The following is a 17,645-nucleotide window of genomic DNA, read 5'->3' as shown; positions in this document are numbered from 1 at the left end:
TCAGAGGTCGAGGGTGACCGGCTCGCGTTCGACGCAGATCCGGACGCGGTCGCCGGTCACCGTCGGCAGCTCGCAGGTCCCGCAGAACCCCTGCCTGCACGAATACGCGATACCGGGCACGGTTTCGCGCAGGACGTCGAGCGTGGTCCGGTCGGCGGGCACGTCCAGCGTCCGGCCGCTGCGGGCCAGTTCGACGCGGAACGGCTTGCCGCCGACGATCGGCGGCGTCGAAAACCGCTCGAAGAACACCGGTCTCGAAGTGCGCAGCGCCGCGTCCGTCCGGACGCCGACGATCATCGGAACCGGGCCGCAGCAGTAAATCGGGGCACTCTTTTCTGCCCCTTCGAGCAGTTCCGCGCCCGAGGCGGGAATCCCGTAGTCCGTGTCCGGCCGAACCCAGACTCTGTCCCCGAATTCGGACAATTCATCCAGGAACGGCATCGAAGCCTCGTCGCGGCCGGTGTAGACCAGCCGCCAGTCCGCGCCGGACGCGGCCGCCTGCCGCACCATCGGCAGGATCGGCGTGATCCCGATACCGCCCGCGATGAACAGGTACGCCGGGCTCGCGACGAACGGGAACGCGTTGCGCGGGCCGCGCGCGGTGATCCGCGCGCCCTTCTTCAGGGCGTGCACCGCCGTCGATCCCTCGCCCAGCAACCGGACGCCGACGCGGTAGGCCGAGCGGTCGTCCGGATCGCCGCACAGGGAGTACTGCCGGACCAGTCCAGGCCGCGGCGAGAGGTCGACGTGCGCGCCGGGCCGCCACCGGGGCAGCGGTTCGCCGCGTTCGTGCACCAGCCGCAGGCTGACCACGCCGTCGGCTTCGGCACGGAGATCGTCGACGACCAGCGGGAGATCGCGGTCGACGGCGGCCACCGGCGGACGGCGGCGTCCGCTCACGCCGCTGAGCCTGCGGTACGCCGCGACGACACCGGTCAGCGACGCCATCGCGCGGTCGGTCCGCCCGCTGCCGTCGAGCCGCAGCGGGCGCGTCGGCGGCGTCACTGTGGTTCGTCGGCCGCCAGCGCGGCCGGGGAACTCGCGAGGTACGCGACGGCTTGGTCGGTATTGCCGGTTTCGGTGGGGTGATAGGACTTCTTGAAGTACGGCTTGATCTCGCGCCGCAGTTGCTTGCCCGAAGGCAGCAACCCGAGCTTCGCCACTCGCAGATATGTCCGGAAACTTGTCTTGCCCGGCCGCGTCGGGTCGTTCTTCATGAGGAATCTGGTGCCGCGCAGGAAGACCCACGCGAGCACCGGCGTCACGACGAGCATGCTGCGCACGCGACGGCCGTAGCGGCCGTCGAGGTGCATGAACAGGTCGAAGGCGACCGAGCGGTGCTCGACCTCTTCGGCGCCGTGCCAGCGCAGGAGATCCAGCATCGTCGGGTTCGCGTTCGCGTCGTCGAGGGCCTTGGCGTCGAGGATCCACTGGCCGAGGAACGCGGTGTAGTGCTCGATCGCGGCGATCACCGCGAGCCGCTCGATCAGCCATTCTTCGCGCCGTTTGGCGGAAAGCTCGCGGTCGCCGAGCAGACGGCGGAACATCCACTCCATCTGCGCGATGTACGGCCGCACGTGGACGCCCGCCGCTTCGAGGTGCTCCGCGGCGCCGTCGTGCGCCTCGGCGTGCATGGCCTCCTGGCCGATGAAGCCGAGGACGTCCTCCTTGAGCCGCTCGTCGCGGATCAGCGGGACGGCCTGCTTGAACACCTCGACGAACCAGCGTTCGCCCTCCGGCAGCGCCAGGTGCAGCACGTTGATCGTGTGCGTCGCCTGCGGTTCGCCGGGGATCCAGTGCATCGGCAGCGAGGCCCAGTCGAACTTGACGTCGCGCGCGTGCAGGACGATCTGCTCGTGGTCTTCGTGCTGAGCCGTCATGACGCCCTCCCGCTGAGTTCGTAGTCGGCCGGGTCGACCTTGCGGGTCTCGAGCCAGTAGCGCCAGGTGAACCCCGGCCAGATCGTGCGGTTGACGCCCTTCGCGTCGAGGTACCAGCTCTTGCAGCCGCCCTGGGTCCACACGCCCTTGACGAGCTTGTCCTGGATCCCGCGCTGGAACTTCTCCTGGACACCGGCGCGGACGTCGAGCGCGGCGGCGCCCCGCGAGCCGGCGAGCTTGATCGCGTCGACGACGTAGCGCGCCTGCGATTCGATCATGAACACCACGGAGTTGTGGCCCAGCGCGGTGTTCGGGCCGAGGAGGAAGAACAGGTTCGGGAAGCCGGAGACGCTGATGCCCTTGTGCGTGTGCATCCCCTCGGTGGCCCATTCCTTGGCGAGGTCGCGACCGCCGATCCCGGTGATGTCCAGGTATTCCAAGGCATCCGTGACCTTGAAGCCGGTGCCGTAGATGATCGCGTCGACTTCGTGCTCGACACCGTTCCCGTCGACGACGCTGTGCGCCTTGACCTCGCGCACGCCTTCGGTGTTGACGTCCACATTGGACCGGTTGAGCGCCGGGTAGTAGTCGTTGGAGATCAGCACCCGCTTGCAGCCCATGGTGTAGTCCGGGGTGACCTTCTTGCGCAGCCGGGGATTCTTGATCCCCTTGCCGATATGGCGCTTCGCGATCACCTCGCCGGCCTTCATGATCGCGGGGTGGCCGTTGAAGCCGACGGCGCGCACTTCGAGGAACCAGTACAGCGCGTTGCGGTAGAGCCTTTGCACCCCGGGAATCCGGCGGAACGCGGTCTTGGCCCAGCCCGGCATGGCGTGGTCGGGCTTCGGCATGATCCACGGCGGCGTGCGCTGGAACAGCGTCAGCTCGTCGACGTCCGGGGCGATCCGCGGGACGAACTGGACCGCGCTGGCGCCGGTGCCGACCACGGCGACCTTCTTGCCGCGCAGGTCGTATTCGTGGTTCCACTGCGCGGAATGCCAGGTCTGGCCCTGGAACTTCTCGATCCCGGGCAGCTTGGGGACCTGCGGGATGTGCAGGCCGCCGACACCGGAGACGACGAACTGGGCTTCGAACTCACCGGCCTTCGTGTGCACGCGCCAGAGCCGCGCGGTGTCGTCCCAATCGGCGCCGGTGAGTTCGACGCCGAACCGGATCTTGCGCCGCAGCCGGTACTTGTCGGTGACGTCCTTGAGGTACTGGAAGATCTCCGGGGCGGGCGAGAACGACCGCGACCAGTCCGGGTTCTGCTCGTACGAGAACGAGTACATGTGGGACTGCACGTCGCAGGCGCAGCCGGGGTACGAGTTGTCCCGCCACGTACCGCCGACTTCGTCCGCCTTCTCCAGGATCACGTAGTCGGTGATCCCGGCCTTTTCGAGCTGGATGGCCTGGCCGAGCCCGGAGAACCCGGTGCCCACGATCACGACCTTGAATCGCTCGGTCATCTGCTGCGCCCTCCGCGTCGAGGCTTCTTGCGCGGATGACGTTACCGGAAGTAACAGTTACTTTCTAGTACGACTTACCCGTCAGTATGTTCCGCCGAGCTTCCCGTGGTTCCAGCTCACGATCTTGGTCGGCGTGAAGATCAGCCCGATTCGCTTCGGGGCCTGCTTTCCGATGAAGCCGGCGAGCTCGTCGGGCACCGGGTCGCCCGGTTTCGCGCCCGCGTACCGCTGCATGAGTTTGATACCCATCTGGGTGACCACGGCGGTATCGGTGATGACCTCGACGTCGGCTTCCAGGGAGACCCCGCGGAGCTTGTCGTAGCTTTCGCCGTCCTCGATGAGCACCGTGGCGCGCGGGTCGCGTTCCAGGTTCTTCGCCTTCTGGGACGAGCCGTAGGTCCAGGTCGCGACGCCCGACTCGTGCGGGTAGTACCAGAGCGGGGCGAGATGAGGGCGGCCGTTCGGCCCGACCGTCGCGACGTTGATGACCTTCTGCTCGTCGAGGTACGCGGCGAGCTCGTCGGGCGCCATGCGGATCTGGTCGCGACGGGACATTCGGTCAGCCCTTCTTCGTGGCGGCCCGGCCTGCTTGACCGGTCACTGAAGATTCGTACGCGCCACGCTGCTCGATGTCCACGAGTGCGGCCGCGTCGGCCTTCTTGATCCGGCCGCGGGAGCCGATCTCGATGATCGGGGGCAGGAACGCCCGGATGAGCTTGAGCCCGCCGACCCAGCGCGGGACGTGGATGGTGCGGGCACGCTTGTTGACCCCGGCCTGGAGGAGGTCGAGGGCGACCTTCAGCGGGTACGTCTTGCCGAGCAGGCCGGGCATGCCCGCGCGGAGCTTGCCGAACACCGGGTGCTGGTCGGCGCTTTCGACGAGGTCGGTGCGGATCCAGGTCGGGTGCGCGACACCGACCTTCACGCCGAGGTGGGCGACTTCGGCGCGGAGGCTGTTGGAGAACGCCTCGACGCCCGCCTTCGCGGCGGCGTAGTTCGCCATGCCGGGCGCGTGGGTGATCGCGGCCAGCGACGAGATCGCGAGCAGGTAGCCCTTGCGGTCGATGACATGCGGAAGGGTGACGCGGAAGGTGCGCCAGACGCCGAGGAGGTCGACCTCGATGACCTTCTCGAAGGCGACGGGGTCCACCGACCGGACGAAACCGGAGGTCGCGATGCCGGCGTTCGCGATGACGACGTCGATCCCGCCGAAGTGCTCGACGACGCCGGCGGTGGCGCGTTCGAGGTCGTCCCAGCTGGTGACGTCGGCTTCCCAGGCGTGGGCGCTCGCACCGATCTTGTCGGCGACGGCCTGCTGTTCCTTGGCCTCGATGCCGACCAAGGCGACCTTCGCGCCCTGCGCGGCCAGGCGTTCGGCGAGTCCCGCGCCGATGCCCCTCGCGGCGCCGGTGATCAGGACGACCTTGCCGTTCACGCTGTTCTTGGCCACGTTGCCTCCTCGTCCGAGCCCTAAGACTTTCGGACGGTACCCCAACCTACCCGGAGTAAGCTACCCGCAAGTAAGTCCGCGTTTCGTCCTCTAGTTGCGGTAGTTGGCGGTGCGAACTACCGCAACCAGAGGACTGAATGCGGGGATTTTCAGCGCGAAGCGGTGGTGAGGGCGTCGAGTTCGTCGGCGGTGAGAGCGAGGTCGGCCGCGGGCAGGAGGTCGGTCAGCTGCTCGACCGAGCGGGCGCTCGCGATGGGCGCGGTGACGGTCGGCTGGGCGAACAGCCAAGCCAGCGACACCGCCGCGACCGTGACACCGCGGTCGGCCGCGATCGCGTCCAGCGCGGCGAGCACGCGTTCTCCGCGTTCGTCCAAATAGGACGATGCGCGGGCGGCGCGCGGGCTGTCACCGAGGTCGTCCTTCGACCGGTACTTCCCGGCGAGGAAACCCTTGGCCAGCGAGAAATACGGCAGGATGGTCAGGCCTTCGCGCTCGACCGTCGGCGCCAGATCGCGTTCGTAGTCCCGCTCGACGAGGTTGTAGTGCGGCTGCAGCGCGACGTACTTCGCGAGCCCTTCACGGTCCGAAGTGGACAGTGCTTCGCTCAGTCGTTCCGCGGAGAAGTTCGACGCCGCGACGTAGCGGACCTTGCCCGCGCGCACGAGCACGTCGAAGGCCCGAAGCGTCTCCTCGACCGGGGTCTCCGGATCGTCGATGTGCGCGTAGTAGAGGTCGATGTGGTCAGTCCGGAGCCGCCGCAACGAGTCCTCGGCCGCCGCCGCGATGTTCGCCGCCGAGAGCCCCTTGCGCTCGTCCCACATCCCGGTCTTGGTCGCGATGACGACGTCGTCGCGGTTGCCGCGCTCGGTCAGCCAGTTGCCGATGATCGTCTCGGAGCCGCCCTTGGAGTACAGGTCGGCGGTGTCGATGAAGTTGCCGCCCGCCGCCGTGTAGGCGTCGAGGACGGCGAAGGACTGCTGCTCGTCCGCGGTCCAGCCGAAGACGTTTCCGCCGAGGTTGATCCCCCGGACGTCGAGGTCGGTATTCCCGAGTTTCGCCATGCCTCGAACATAAGGGAAGACTTCGGCCGAGGCCGGTGTTAGCTCGGAACATGGGAATCGAACTCGGCAGGATCGGCATCTGGCAGCACGAAAGTGTGTTCACCCCGGAGCTCGCGCGCGAACTGGAGGAACTCGGCTACGGCGCCATCTGGCTCGGTGGCTCGCCGTCGGGTGACCTCGCGAAGGCGGAGGAGCTCCTCGACGCGACGAAGACGATCAAGGTGGCCACCGGCATCGTCAACATCTGGAAGGACGACGCGGCCACGGTCGCCGAGTCCTACAAGCGCATCGAAGCGAAGCACCCGGGTCGCTTCCTGCTCGGCGTCGGCGCCGGGCACCGTGAGCACACTGCGGAGTTCAAGAAGCCGTACACCGCCCTGGTGGAGTATCTCGACGCTCTCGACGAGGCCGGAGTGCCCGTCGAAGCCCGCGCGCTGGCGGCTCTCGGCCCGAAGGTGATCAAACTCGCAGGAGACCGCACAGCGGGAGCCCACCCGTACCTGATGACGCCCGAGCACACGCGTCAGGCGCGCGAAATCCTCGGCGAGGGACCGCTGCTCGCGCCCGAGCAGAAGGTCGTCCTCGAGGCCGACCCGGCGAAGGCCCGTGCGATCGGGCGGACGTCCGTGGCGTTCTACCTCGGCCTGGTCAACTACACGAACTCCCTGCGGAAACTCGGTTTCACCGACGAGGACCTGGCGGGCGAGGGCAGTGACAAACTGGTCGACGCGCTGGCCGTCCACGGCGACGCGGAGACGGTCGCCCGCGGCGTCACCGCGCACATCGAGGCCGGGGCGGACCACGTGAACATCCAGGTACTGAACCAGGACCCCCTGCCGGTCTACCGCGCGCTCGCCGCGGTCCTTCTCTGACGCGACGGCTGTAGGCACCTCCCGGCCGACCTCGTACGATGCGGCCGAGAGGTGCACCAGCCTGCTTCGAGGAGGAGTAAACGATGCCCATCGCCACCCCCGAGGTCTACGCGGAGATGCTCGACCGGGCGAAGGCGAACGAATTCGCCTACCCGGCCATCAACGTGACCTCGTCGGAGACCCTGAACGCCGCGATCCGCGGGTTCGCCGAGGCGGAGAGCGACGGGATCATCCAGTTCTCCACCGGCGGCGCGGAGTTCGCGTCCGGCCAGAAGGTCAAGGACATGGTGACCGGTTCGGTCGCGCTGGCCGAGTTCGCCCAGGTCGTCGCCGCCAAGTACGACGTCAACGTCGCGCTGCACACCGACCACTGCCCGAAGGACAAGCTCGACGGCTTCGTCCGCCCGCTGATCGAGATCTCGGCGGAGCGGGTCAAGAACGGTCAGCACCCGCTGTTCCAGAGCCACATGTGGGACGGCTCCGCGATCGACCTCGACGAGAACCTCGAGATCGCCCAGGAGCTCCTCGCCAAGGCCGCGGCCGCGAACATCATCCTCGAGGTCGAGATCGGTGTCGTCGGCGGCGAGGAAGACGGCGTCGAGGCGGAGATCAACGAGAAGCTGTACACCGCCGAGGGCGACTTCCTGAAGACGATCGACGCGCTCGGTTCCGGTGAGAACGGCCGCTACCTGCTGGCCGCGACCTTCGGCAACGTGCACGGCGTCTACAAGCCCGGCAACGTGAAGCTGCGCCCGGACGTCCTCAAGGGCGGCCAGGAGGCGGCCTCGAAGAAGCTCGGCCTCCCGGCCGGTTCGAAGCCGTTCGAGCTCGTCTTCCACGGCGGTTCGGGCTCGCTGCCGGAGGAGATCCGCGAGGCGGTGTCCTACGGCGTCGTGAAGATGAACGTCGACACCGACACGCAGTACGCCTTCACACGTCCGATCGCGGAGCACTTCTTCAAGAACTACGACGGCGTCCTGAAGATCGACGGCGAGGTCGGCAACAAGAAGGTCTACGACCCGCGTAGCTACCTCAAGGCCGCCGAGGCCGGCATGGCCGCGCGCATCGTCGAGGCCGCTCAGTCGCTGGGTTCGGCGGGCAACAAGCTCTCCTGATCCGCTTCACTCGCGTGCTATGAAAGGCCCGTTACTTGCAAATTTTGCAAGTAACGGGCCTTTCATAGCACTGAGGTGACGGAGGGAGCACCGGTTTCAAGATCAGCAAAATGTCGGTCACTTGCACTGTGGAATGTCGGTTCACCCAGTCGTGAAATGTCGGCTGACGGTACTGTGAGATGTACACGACCCCGGCATTTCGAGGAGCTATGGCCGAATCGGACCTGGTGCGGGCCGGCTGCGCCGTCGCGGAAGAGTATCTGGCGAGCTTCCGCGTCGTGATCATCAACGGTCCTCGTCAGGCCGGCAAGACGACCATGCTCAGGCATCTGCACCGGCGTCACGGTGGGACCTCCTTCAATCTGGACGACGAGCAGCTTCTGCAAGCGGCCATCGAAGATCCCGTCGGATTCGCCGGTACCGGTCCGGAGCCCAGGCTCATCGACGAGGTGCAGCGAGCGGGGGATCCGCTGATCAGGGCGATCAAGGCGGAAGTCGACGCGGAAGGCGGCCCGGGACGCTACGTCCTCGCAGGGTCCACTCGCTTCCTGGCGACGCCCAGCCTTTCGGAATCCCTGGCGGGCCGGGGCGTCGTCGTCGACGTATGGCCGTTTTCGCAGGGTGAGTTCGAGGGACGGTTCGAGCGGTTCATCGATGTCGCTTTCGACGAACCCGGCCGCTTGCTCGACCTCGGAACTGTGAACGTCGATCGCACGGACTACTTCGCGCGTATCTGCCGAGGCGGTTTTCCCGAACCGGCGCTTCTCGGCAGCGCGCGTGCGCGCAAAGCCTGGTTCCGCGCCTATGTGCAGGCCATCGCGGAGCGCGACATCCGGGAAATGTCCAGGGTCAACGAACCCAGCGCCATGACGGCCTTGTTGGCCTACCTGGCCTCCATCACGGCTCAAGAACACAACAGCGTGAACACGTCGACCAGGACCGGCCTCCATCGCACCACGGTGAACAAGTACGTCGAATTGCTCGAAGCGGTGTTCCTGGTCCACCGTCTCCCGGCGTGGTCACGAAACCTGACATCCCGGGCGGTGAAACACGCCAAGCTCCACCTCACCGACACCGGGCTCGCCGCTTCTCTGCTGGGCGTGTCCCCCGAGTCCCTGGCGAAGCCCGTGGCGCCGACTCGCGGCCCTCTTGTCGAGACCTTCATCGTCAACGAACTCGCCAAGCAGGCCACGTGGAGCGACGCCGAGGTGCGGCTGCACCACTGGCGAGTGAGCGGTGGTGCGGAGGTCGACGTGGTCTTGGAACGGGACGACGGGCAGGTCGTCGGTGTCGAATCGAAAGCGCGTGACACGGTGACCGCGGCGGACTTCCGTGGGCTCGCGCAGTTACGGGACCTTCTCGGCGATCAGTTCACGCTAGGAATCGTCCTGCACACCGGAAGCCAGAGCGCCATCAGCTTCGGTGATCGGCTGATGGCGCTCCCGCTCGCTTCGTTGTGGCAGGCCGGACACGACTCGGCTTGAGAGTCAGGCGGCCGGGAGTTCCGTGCGGCTCCGGCGCTTCTCCAACAGCGAGTTCACCGCCCGCGTCCCAGGCCCGGCGGCGGCCCACAGCACGCCCACCCCGACCAGGCAGACCGCGGCCGTCCAGTACGCGACCGGCGGTGCCGACTCCGTATGCGCGTCGCCGAGGATCCACGGCCGGAACTGCGACTGCACCCACAACATCCCGTACCCGAAAGCCGTCACCAGCAGCGCGCCGACGCCCGCCGTCAGCAGCGGATGCCCCCGCCCGATGCGGAACGCCAGGTCGACCGCGAGGCCGACGGCGAGCAGGTAGAACGGCACGACCGAGATCGGGAAGCCCATCCCGAGCAGCAGCGGCCACATCACCAGCCGGTAGCCGAGATAGGCGGCGGCGACCGTCGTCCCGGCCCAGCGGAAGCCGGTCGTGTGCCGCGCCAGCGCGAAGATCAGCGCCATCACACCGATGCCCCACAGCGGGTACACCCAGTCGTCGATCGGCATCGTGAAGTACTCGACGGCCACCCTGTCGACCGGATGCCCGATCTGGTTGGCGGCGAAGTTCAGCAGTTCCGGCTCGGCCTCGGGCGTGCCGCGTTCCCAGGCGCGCAGCCCGAGGATGCCGTACTCCTGCTGGCCGTTCGGGAAGAACGTGTTCTCCAGGAAGAACGCCCACAGTCCGATCAGGACGCCGGTGCGCATCCGGCCGGGCTTGGCGTACTTCAGCCAGCCCATGATCACGCCCGCCTGCATGATGCCCGTTCCGATGTAGAGCATCATGTGCGACGGGCTCCACGCGGTCAGGTCGAGACCGTTGACGCGGTGGTTGATGACGTCCAGCGGCGCCGCGATGAGGAACACCACGAGCCCGATCTGCATCAGCCGCAGCGAGCGCCGATCGGCGCCCATCCCGGTGTAGCTGTGGATCGCCACGAGCACCATGATGATCACCGTGCCGACGGTGTTGATCAGATGCGGCGGGGCGAGGTCGTCCCGGAGCCACATGAAATGCCACGACATGTCCCAGGACGAGCCCACCAGCTTGAAGGCGAACGCGGCGAGCCACATGCCGTAACAGAAGTTCAGCACCCAGTCCGGCGTCGCCTGTCCTGGCGCGCCGCGATGCCAGTGCAGCTTGAAGAACAGCTTCGTCTTCGCGATCGGACTGCGGGGGATGACACCCGGCGAGAGGTCCCCGGTCACTTCTGTCGCCTTTGTCATGCCGGTATCTTCCCTGCTCCAGGTCACGAGATGGGCATTTGGGGTCGAAAATCGGGGTTCACCCGTAGGGGTGGCGGATTTGCGGTCGGCGTGCGAAGCAGGGCAAGGTGTGCCGCCATGATGCCGAAACGACTTGTCGCGGCGGTCCTCGTCGCCGCTCTGGTACTGGCCGGTGGGGGCATTCTCGGGAGCCTGTTCTTCTGATCACAGGGCACGAGCACAATGGTCCGTATGACGAACCTCCTCGGCCCCCAGCCGACGCATCTCCCCGAGCACACCGCGGCCCAGGCGGCGCTGGACGCCGGGAGCGACCCGGCCGCCGTCGCCGCCGAGCACCCTGACTACAGCGAGGCGTGGGCCTCGCTCGCCGAGAAGGCGTTCGAAGCAGGCGAGACCGTCGCTGCCTACGCGTACGCCCGCACCGGCTACCACCGCGGCCTCGACCAGCTCCGCCGCGCGGGCTGGAAGGGACACGGCCCGGTGCCGTGGGCGCACCGTCCGAACCAGGGCTTCCTGCGCGCGCTCGCCGTCCTCGGCAAGGCCGCCGGAAAGATCGGCGAGACCGAGGAGTACGACCGCTGCCGGACCTTCCTCAGCGACTCGGACCCCGCCGCCGCGGAGGCGACCGGCCTCAAGTGAGCCGCTATGAAAGGCCCGTTACTTGCAAAATTTGCAAGTAACGGGCCTTTCATAGCATCGGTGACCCCTAGAACAGCCCGCAGTTCCCCACGGCCGGGAGCCCCGCGAAGCGCCCCTCAAGCCAAGCGAAAGCCTCCGGGAACGCCCGGATGGCCCCGCCGACGTGAGTCGGAACCAGCGAAGTCGAGAACTGCACCTTCGCACCCTTCGCGCACCACGAGCGCGCCATGGTCCGTCCCTGCGCGTAGGGCACGATGTCGTCGAGTGCACTGTGGACGACCAGCGTCGGCACGCCCGGCTTACGCGCTCCGATGAGCTGCTCGTCGACCCGCGTCTTGAACGGCTCCTCGCCGAGGTACGCGGTCAGCGGCCTGCCGTCCTTGGTCAGGTTCTTCGACTGGGTGAACGCGTACCCGAAGATCGCGCCCACCGTGCACTCCTGCTTGACCTTCTCGAACGCTTCGACGCCCTTCGCGTTGAGCAGGGTCGGGATCTTCAGTTCCGGATACGCCGCGTCCATGCTGACCAGCGTGAATCCGAGGAAACCGAACGCGTAGTGCCCGTCGATGTTCTTGCCGACCTCGGCCAGGTCCGCCGGAACGGCGCCCGCGTAAGAGCCCTTCAGTTTGAGTTCGGGCGCGTACGACGGCTGCAGTTCGGCGGCCGACGCAGACGCTCCGCCGCCCTGCGAGTAGCCCGCGGTCGCGACAGGGCCGTTGTCCGGCAGGTTCGCTTCGGGCAGGCGCTGTGCCGCGCGGATCGAGTCGAGGACGGCGTTGCCCTCGGAGGCGCGGTTGACGTAGGTGTGGACGCCGGGAGTGCCGAGGCCTTCGTAGTCGGTGACGACGATGCCGTAGCCGCGAAGCAGCAGCCCGGCGATGAAGGGACCTTCGTACTCCATGCCCGCCGAGAGGGCCTTCGACGGCGCGCACTGGTCGCCGACGCCCTGCGTCCCAGCCGCGTAGCCGATGAGCGGGCGCTCGCCCGGTCCGGTCCACGCCTTTTTCGGAGTGAGGACGGTGCCGGTCACGGCGTTCGGCTTGCCGTGGGTGTCGGTGCTGCGGTACATGATCCGCTGGACGTCCGCGTCGGCCTTGATGAGTTTCACGGGATCGACGTAGAACACGGACGGTTCGTGCCGGATGATGTCGCCGGGAGCACCCGCGGGCAGCGGCGACGGGGGATCGTAGAAGGACGGGGCGGCGATGGCCTGCTGTGCCCCGAAGGTCAGCAAGGCCGCGACGGTGGCCGCTGAGACGGCGGCGGCCACACCGCGCCGGGAACCTGGACGCATGCTTGCTCCTCGTTGAGCAGAAACATTTTCGACAGGGGTGTCGAAAAAGAGAGTCAGTGAGGTGGCGCACGATGTCAAGTCCGGCGCCGAGAGGGAGGCCCCGCAAGCTCCCGGTCGGCGAGCAACGCGCGCGGGTGCTGGGTTCGGCGGCGGGTGTCTTCGCGGCGCACGGCGCGCAGGCCGCGACGATCGAGCAGATCGCCCGGCGCGCGGGGGTGTCCCGCCAGGCCGTTTACGAGCAGTTCGGTGACCGCGCGACGTTGTTCGCCCAGGTCGTGGCCGATATCGAGGAGCGGGCCTTCGAGGCGATCGGCGCGCCCGCCCTCGACCTTTCGCAGCCGGAACTCCGGTCGTGGGCGCGTGCCAACTACGCCAACATGTTCGCCTTCGTCGCGGAGAACCCCGAGGCGTTCCCGGTCCTGCGCGAGGCGGAACGCATGGGCGATCCGGCCCTCACCCGGCTTCGGGAACGGCTCGCGGGCGTCTACACCGAGGCGAGCCGGCAGCGCTGGGCGCGCCACGGCGTCGACTCCGGCCGCGCGGACAAGGCACTGGTCACCCTGTTCTTCGCGATGACCGAGGCACTCGTCCAGGCGAGCTGGGACGGCGAGCCGCCCGACGCGGACGCGCTCATCGACCTGCTCACCGAATTCACCGTCGGCGGCGTGGTCCGCCTCAGGACCGCGGCCGCCGACGTGATGGAACGGTTGCGTTAAGCCGCGACAGCCTCCAGGGGCCTTCCAGCCTCTTCGGCGACCGCCGCCAGGTCCGGTGAGGACACGACGCGGTTGCGGCCGTTGCGTTTGGCCGCGTAGACGGAGGCGTCGGCCGACGCCATGACCTCTTCGATCGTCCTGCCGTCGAGTGGGAACGTCGCGACGCCGACCGACGCCGTCCGCTGCTCGATGACCACGGAGTTGCCCTCGTTGTCCTGGGTCTTGATGACCATCTCGCTGATCCGCTGGCGGATGCGCTCGGCGACCGCGACGGACTCCTGCTTCGACGACGAGGTCAGGAGCACCACGAACTCCTCACCGCCGAAGCGGCCGGCGAGGTCCTGCGTCCGGGTTTCGGCCTTGACCAGCGCCGCGACACTCTTGAGCACGTCGTCGCCCGCCAGGTGGCCGAAAGTGTCGTTGATGCTCTTGAAGTGGTCGAGGTCGATCATCAGCGCGCCGAACTGGCCGTTCTCGCGCTCGGCGCGGGCGACCTCGCGGACGGCGCCCTGCTGCCAGGTCGTGGCGTTGAGCAGCTGGGTCTTCTGGTCGGTGGTCGCGAGTTGTTCCAGCTGCTTGATCAGCACCGAACGCTGCAGCAGGTACAGCGGCAGGAAGACGAGCAGGACCAGCACGGGCTGCTGCGGCAGCACGGCGAGCACCAGCGCGCCGATGCAGACCGTCGAGGCTTCGAGGATGTTGTCGTCCCACGAGCCGAGGAGCGTCTGGACGGTCGCCTTCTTGGGCGCCGCGTAGTACAGGCCGGTGCCGGTGAAGACGGCGTTCATCAGGAAGAAGGCGATGCTCGCGACGCAGATCGCGGTCACCGACGCCGGGTCGGCGCCGACGGCCTGCACGGCCGCCCAGGATGCGAACGCGGTCAGCGTCATCGATGTGGCGTTCGCCACAGTTCGATGGGGGTTGACCGTGCGAAGACCTGCCCAACTGCGGTATCCGAGGTGAAGATAGATCACGGTTACGAGAAGCGCGGTCAAGTGCGGCGGCAGCAGAATCGCGCCCGGCAGCACCCAGACCGAGGTCATGTTGATGTGCGGAGTGACGCTCATGCTGCGCCGCTGCCGCTCGATCCGGCGAGTCGCCTCGGTGTGCGCGATGGCGAGTCCCGCGAGCAGAAAACAAAGCAAGACCTGCGAAGACGTGATGGCGATGGATGCTGCGAAGACCCCCGTCAGTGCCAGCATCGTCGCCACGGAAAGCCCTGTGTAGGCGATCCAGTGCTTAGGCCTCTTCCACAGCTCCCACGTCGCTACCGTGAGAGCCGAACGATGTCCAGCGCGTTCCTCCGATGTGATCATCTTTCCCCCTGACTCTTGCGTCATTCTCCGAAACCCCCTACTTACGGACAGCTTCTACCGACTTGCGGGCTGTCGACAAGCTCCCTAGGTGTGTACTTTTCTCTGAGAGGTCGAGGGAAAGGTGCCAGCGATGGCCGGTAGGGATCAGTGAACTGGGGCGCGCGCCAGACGGCCGCGCGATCGGGCCGGCGCGTGGAACACCTCAATGTTCCGCGCGTGCGGCGTCTTTTTCCTGCCACCGTTCCGGATCACCGTTGAGGCTCCGCCGCCAGCTCAGCGCCAGCGGGATCGTCAGCAGCAATCCCGCAAGTCCGAAGACGCCGACCGTCGACTGCGGGCCCACCTGATCCGCCAGGATTCCGCCGATCAGTGGGCTCACGCCCATCGTCGTGGTCAGCCCGGTGTTCGACAGCCCCATCACCTGTGCCCGGCTCTCGTCCGGCACGGCCAGCGTCAGTGACGCCGTCGCCTGCATCAGCGCCACCGTGCCGAAACCGCCGCAGACCACGAACAGCAGGATCGACGACAGCGGACCCGGCTGCAGGAAGCACAGCAGCAGCGGGATCGCCGTCAGCGCCGAAAGCGGTCCGATCAGCTTCGGTCTGGCGTGCGCCGGCACCCAGCGCGAGTAGATGAACGCGCCGATCACGCTGCCGATCGGGTCGGCGGCGAGCAGCAGGCCGATGACTTCGGGGCCGCCGCCCGACGAGGCGACGTAAGGCGCCGCGATGCCCTCGTACACCGGCAGCAGGCCCATCAGCCAGGTGAACAGCAGCAGCGAGCGCAGCCCTGAGCTGGCGAAGACGATCTTCCCGCCCGAGCCGATGGACGCGAAGAACGACTTGCGCTTCTCACCGGCCGCCGCGGCCGGGCGCGAGGCGAGGCCGAACCGGACGAACAGCGCCGAGATCAGGAACGTGATCGCGTCCAGCGCGAGGGCGATGTGGGGTTCGAGCGCGGTCAGCAGGAGACCGCCGCCGGCGAATCCGGCCAGCTGCGCCGATTGGACGGTCATGCTGCGGATCGCCATGCCGACGACGAACCGGTCGCCTTCGAGGATCTGCGGCAGCAGGGCCAGCTGGGCGGCCTTGAACGGCGGATTCAGCAACGAGACGGCGCCGACGAGGACGCACAGGACCCAGAACGGCAGGACCGGGACGGCGACCAGCGCGATCAGCGCGGCCCGCAGCAGGTCCACGACCACCATCACGGTCCGCCGGGGGAAGCGGTCCGCGAAGCCGGTGAGGAAGATGCCGCCGAGCAGTGAAGGGGCGTAGGTCAGCGCGTACGTGAGACCGGTCAGGGTCGCGGAGCGGGTTTCGGTGAAGACGAGGACCGAGAGCGCGACTCTGGCGAGTTGATCGCCGAAGATCGAAAAAAGCTCGGCGAACCAGAGCGAACGGAACTCGGCTACACCGAACACCTCACGGTAGGTGACCCGTCCGGCCGAAGCCATGTTGCCCCCAATAGGGTCCTTATTACGCGACAAACTCGTGACCGAGAGTAACGCGGTCACGAGCTCGTCACGAAGCGTCATTCGTTCACGTAAGTGTCTCCTGACTGTTGGTGATTGGCTAGGTTCTTTCGCCGGGTTTCTGGAGTTAGAGATCTTTTTCGGTGAAGGGCGGCCTGACGACGCCGATGTCCCTCTGGTCGGGACTAAGGTCCAGACCAGCGGCTTTCGGTTGTTTCGGGTCCGTCGTCAGTGAAATCCGGACTCGGTCGCGTCGTCCGGCTCGGGATTCCCGTTCCACGCCGACTGGCTGAAGAGAGTTCCGCACCGCCGGGCCGCCGAGGGCGCCCGACCGCTCTCCGACTCCGCTGAGCGACCGAAAGCGACTCCGGCGCCAACCGCCAAACGGATGATCGAACCGCACTCGGTGGAGTGAACGGCTCAGCCGTCGACCGCGAGCACCTCCCGGACCGGGGCCACCTTCGCCGCGTCCCGTTTGGCGACCTCTTCGCGCACGATCGGGATGACGTGACGGCCGAAGTCGATCGTGTCGCCGAGCATGTCGTACCCGCGCGCCGAGAGGATGTCGACGCCGAGGTCGTAGTAGTCGAGCAGGGCCTGCGCGACGGTTTCGGGCGTGCCGACCAGCGCGGTGGAGTTCCCGGCACCGCCGGTCGCGGTCGCGGTGGGCGTCCACAGTGCCCGGTCGAACCGCTCACCCTCGGCGGCGACCGCGAGGAGCCGCCGCGAGCCGGTGTTCTCCGGATTCGTGAGCGAATGCCGCCGGGTGAGCTGCTTGCCACCGCTCGTACGAGCCTTGATCGCGTCGACCGTGCGGTACGCCTTCTCCCAGGCGAGTTCCTCGGTCGGCGCGATGATCGGGCGGAACGCGACCTGGATCCGCGGGACGTCGGTCCGTCCGGCGGCCTTCGCCGCGGCCTTGACCGAAGCGATCTGCTCGGCCGTCTGCGCGAGGGGCTCACCCCACAGGCAGAAGATGTCCGCTTCGGCCCCGCCCGCCGCGTACGCCGCCGGAGACGACCCGCCGAACGAGACGCCGGGCCGTGGCTGCTGTGCAGGACGGACATCGAGCACGAAGTCGGCGAAGCGGTAGTGCTCGCCTTCGTGGTCGAAGGGCTCCTCGGACGTCCACGCCTGCTTCACGATCTGGATGTACTCGCGCGTGCGTGAGTAGCGCTCGTCCTTGGTGAGGTAATCGCCTTCACGCTGCTGCTCGTGGTCGCTGCCGCCGGTGATGAAGTGGACCGTGAGCTTCCCGTCGGAAAGCTGGTCCAGCGTGGCGAACGTCTTCGCCGCGAACGTCGGATACGAGACGTTCGGCCGGTGCGCCAGCAGGATTTGGAGCTTGTCGAGTTTCGCCGCGACGTAGGCCGCGGCCTGTGCCGGATCGGGCCCGCTCGAGCCGTACGCGAACAGCACCCGGTCCCAGCCGAAGTCCTCGTGCGCCCGCGCGAGGCGCAGCGTGTAGTCCTTGTCGAAGACGCCGCCCGACCGTGTCTGCGTCTCCGAACCGTCGTTGGTGCCTCCGATACCCAGGAATTCGACCGGCATCGTCCGTCCCTCTCGTCCGTGTCCCCCTGCACGACGAGTACGCCCGGGTTCCCCGGTGTGGCAACGAGTTCCGCTCCGTGAGAACCCGCACGCGCCCCGGAATCCC

Annotated in this window: 16 protein-coding genes; 5 read left to right on the top strand and 11 right to left on the bottom strand. The window is 67.5% G+C overall.

Annotation, left to right across the window (positions count from 1 at the left end):
- The 6 genes from ACLJPX_RS19430 to ACLJPX_RS19405 form a co-directional block, all read right to left on the bottom strand.
- On the bottom strand, window positions 1–1,005 hold the full coding sequence (locus ACLJPX_RS19430; RefSeq protein WP_410601366.1) for a PDR/VanB family oxidoreductase: 1,005 nt from the start codon (window positions 1,003–1,005) through the stop codon (window positions 1–3).
- Entirely contained in the window at window positions 1,002–1,880 is an 879-nt protein-coding gene (locus ACLJPX_RS19425; protein ID WP_101611342.1) for a metal-dependent hydrolase, read from the bottom strand. The genes ACLJPX_RS19430 and ACLJPX_RS19425 overlap by 4 nt, the downstream gene beginning before the upstream one ends.
- Window positions 1,877–3,346 (bottom strand): flavin-containing monooxygenase, encoded by a 1,470-nt coding sequence (locus tag ACLJPX_RS19420; protein ID WP_410601365.1) that lies wholly within the window; start codon window positions 3,344–3,346, stop codon window positions 1,877–1,879. The genes ACLJPX_RS19425 and ACLJPX_RS19420 overlap by 4 nt, the downstream gene beginning before the upstream one ends.
- Window positions 3,347–3,427: 81 nt before the next feature.
- Window positions 3,428–3,901, bottom strand: a complete 474-nt coding sequence (locus ACLJPX_RS19415) for a pyridoxamine 5'-phosphate oxidase family protein (RefSeq protein WP_410601364.1) — start codon at window positions 3,899–3,901, stop codon at window positions 3,428–3,430.
- Window positions 3,902–3,905: 4 nt separating this feature from the next.
- Window positions 3,906–4,796, bottom strand: coding sequence for an SDR family oxidoreductase (locus ACLJPX_RS19410; protein ID WP_101611339.1), 891 nt, complete (start codon window positions 4,794–4,796; stop codon window positions 3,906–3,908).
- A 149-nt stretch (window positions 4,797–4,945) separates the two neighbouring features.
- On the bottom strand, window positions 4,946–5,857 hold the full coding sequence (locus ACLJPX_RS19405; RefSeq protein WP_410601363.1) for an aldo/keto reductase: 912 nt from the start codon (window positions 5,855–5,857) through the stop codon (window positions 4,946–4,948).
- 50 nt (window positions 5,858–5,907) lie between these two features.
- Between ACLJPX_RS19405 and ACLJPX_RS19400 the strand changes: the two genes are divergently transcribed.
- From ACLJPX_RS19400 to ACLJPX_RS19390, 3 genes are all read left to right on the top strand, one after another.
- Window positions 5,908–6,729 (top strand): LLM class F420-dependent oxidoreductase, encoded by an 822-nt coding sequence (locus tag ACLJPX_RS19400; RefSeq protein ID WP_410601362.1) that lies wholly within the window; start codon window positions 5,908–5,910, stop codon window positions 6,727–6,729.
- Between the two features lie 83 nt (window positions 6,730–6,812).
- Window positions 6,813–7,844, top strand: a complete 1,032-nt coding sequence (fbaA, locus tag ACLJPX_RS19395) for a class II fructose-bisphosphate aldolase (RefSeq protein WP_101611336.1) — start codon at window positions 6,813–6,815, stop codon at window positions 7,842–7,844.
- 209 nt (window positions 7,845–8,053) lie between these two features.
- Complete coding sequence (locus ACLJPX_RS19390) at window positions 8,054–9,328, top strand: ATP-binding protein (protein ID WP_410601361.1); 1,275 nt, start codon at window positions 8,054–8,056, stop codon at window positions 9,326–9,328.
- A 3-nt stretch (window positions 9,329–9,331) separates the two neighbouring features.
- On the opposite strand, the gene ACLJPX_RS19385 is transcribed toward ACLJPX_RS19390, so the two are convergent.
- The gene (locus ACLJPX_RS19385; protein ID WP_410601360.1) at window positions 9,332–10,549 is read right to left on the bottom strand and encodes a hypothetical protein; all 1,218 of its coding nucleotides are present in this window, start codon (window positions 10,547–10,549) and stop codon (window positions 9,332–9,334) included.
- A 231-nt stretch (window positions 10,550–10,780) separates the two neighbouring features.
- On the opposite strand from ACLJPX_RS19385, the gene ACLJPX_RS19380 reads away from it, so the two are divergent.
- On the top strand, window positions 10,781–11,188 hold the full coding sequence (locus tag ACLJPX_RS19380) for a DUF3151 domain-containing protein (RefSeq protein WP_101611333.1): 408 nt from the start codon (window positions 10,781–10,783) through the stop codon (window positions 11,186–11,188).
- A gap of 67 nt (window positions 11,189–11,255) precedes the next feature.
- On the opposite strand, the gene ACLJPX_RS19375 is transcribed toward ACLJPX_RS19380, so the two are convergent.
- On the bottom strand, window positions 11,256–12,482 hold the full coding sequence (locus ACLJPX_RS19375) for a lipase family protein (protein WP_410601359.1): 1,227 nt from the start codon (window positions 12,480–12,482) through the stop codon (window positions 11,256–11,258).
- 134 nt (window positions 12,483–12,616) lie between these two features.
- Here ACLJPX_RS19375 and ACLJPX_RS19370 point away from each other — a divergent pair, with 134 nt between their 5' ends.
- The gene (locus tag ACLJPX_RS19370; protein ID WP_410601901.1) at window positions 12,617–13,198 is read left to right on the top strand and encodes a TetR/AcrR family transcriptional regulator; all 582 of its coding nucleotides are present in this window, start codon (window positions 12,617–12,619) and stop codon (window positions 13,196–13,198) included.
- Here the strand turns inward: ACLJPX_RS19370 and ACLJPX_RS19365 are convergent.
- The 3 genes from ACLJPX_RS19365 to ACLJPX_RS19355 form a co-directional block, all read right to left on the bottom strand.
- Window positions 13,195–14,514, bottom strand: a complete 1,320-nt coding sequence (locus tag ACLJPX_RS19365; RefSeq protein WP_410601358.1) for a GGDEF domain-containing protein — start codon at window positions 14,512–14,514, stop codon at window positions 13,195–13,197. The two genes, ACLJPX_RS19370 and ACLJPX_RS19365, sit on opposite strands and share 4 nt — an antisense overlap.
- 202 nt (window positions 14,515–14,716) lie before the next feature.
- On the bottom strand, window positions 14,717–15,970 hold the full coding sequence (locus ACLJPX_RS19360) for an MFS transporter (protein WP_101611329.1): 1,254 nt from the start codon (window positions 15,968–15,970) through the stop codon (window positions 14,717–14,719).
- A 438-nt stretch (window positions 15,971–16,408) separates the two neighbouring features.
- Window positions 16,409–17,539, bottom strand: a complete 1,131-nt coding sequence (locus tag ACLJPX_RS19355; protein ID WP_101611328.1) for an LLM class flavin-dependent oxidoreductase — start codon at window positions 17,537–17,539, stop codon at window positions 16,409–16,411.
- Window positions 17,540–17,645: the final 106 nt, after the last annotated feature.

The organism is Amycolatopsis sp. lyj-90 (assembly GCF_046549035.1).
Lineage (GTDB): Bacteria > Actinomycetota > Actinomycetes > Mycobacteriales > Pseudonocardiaceae > Amycolatopsis.
This window is presented reverse-complemented; position numbering and strand designations above follow the sequence as displayed.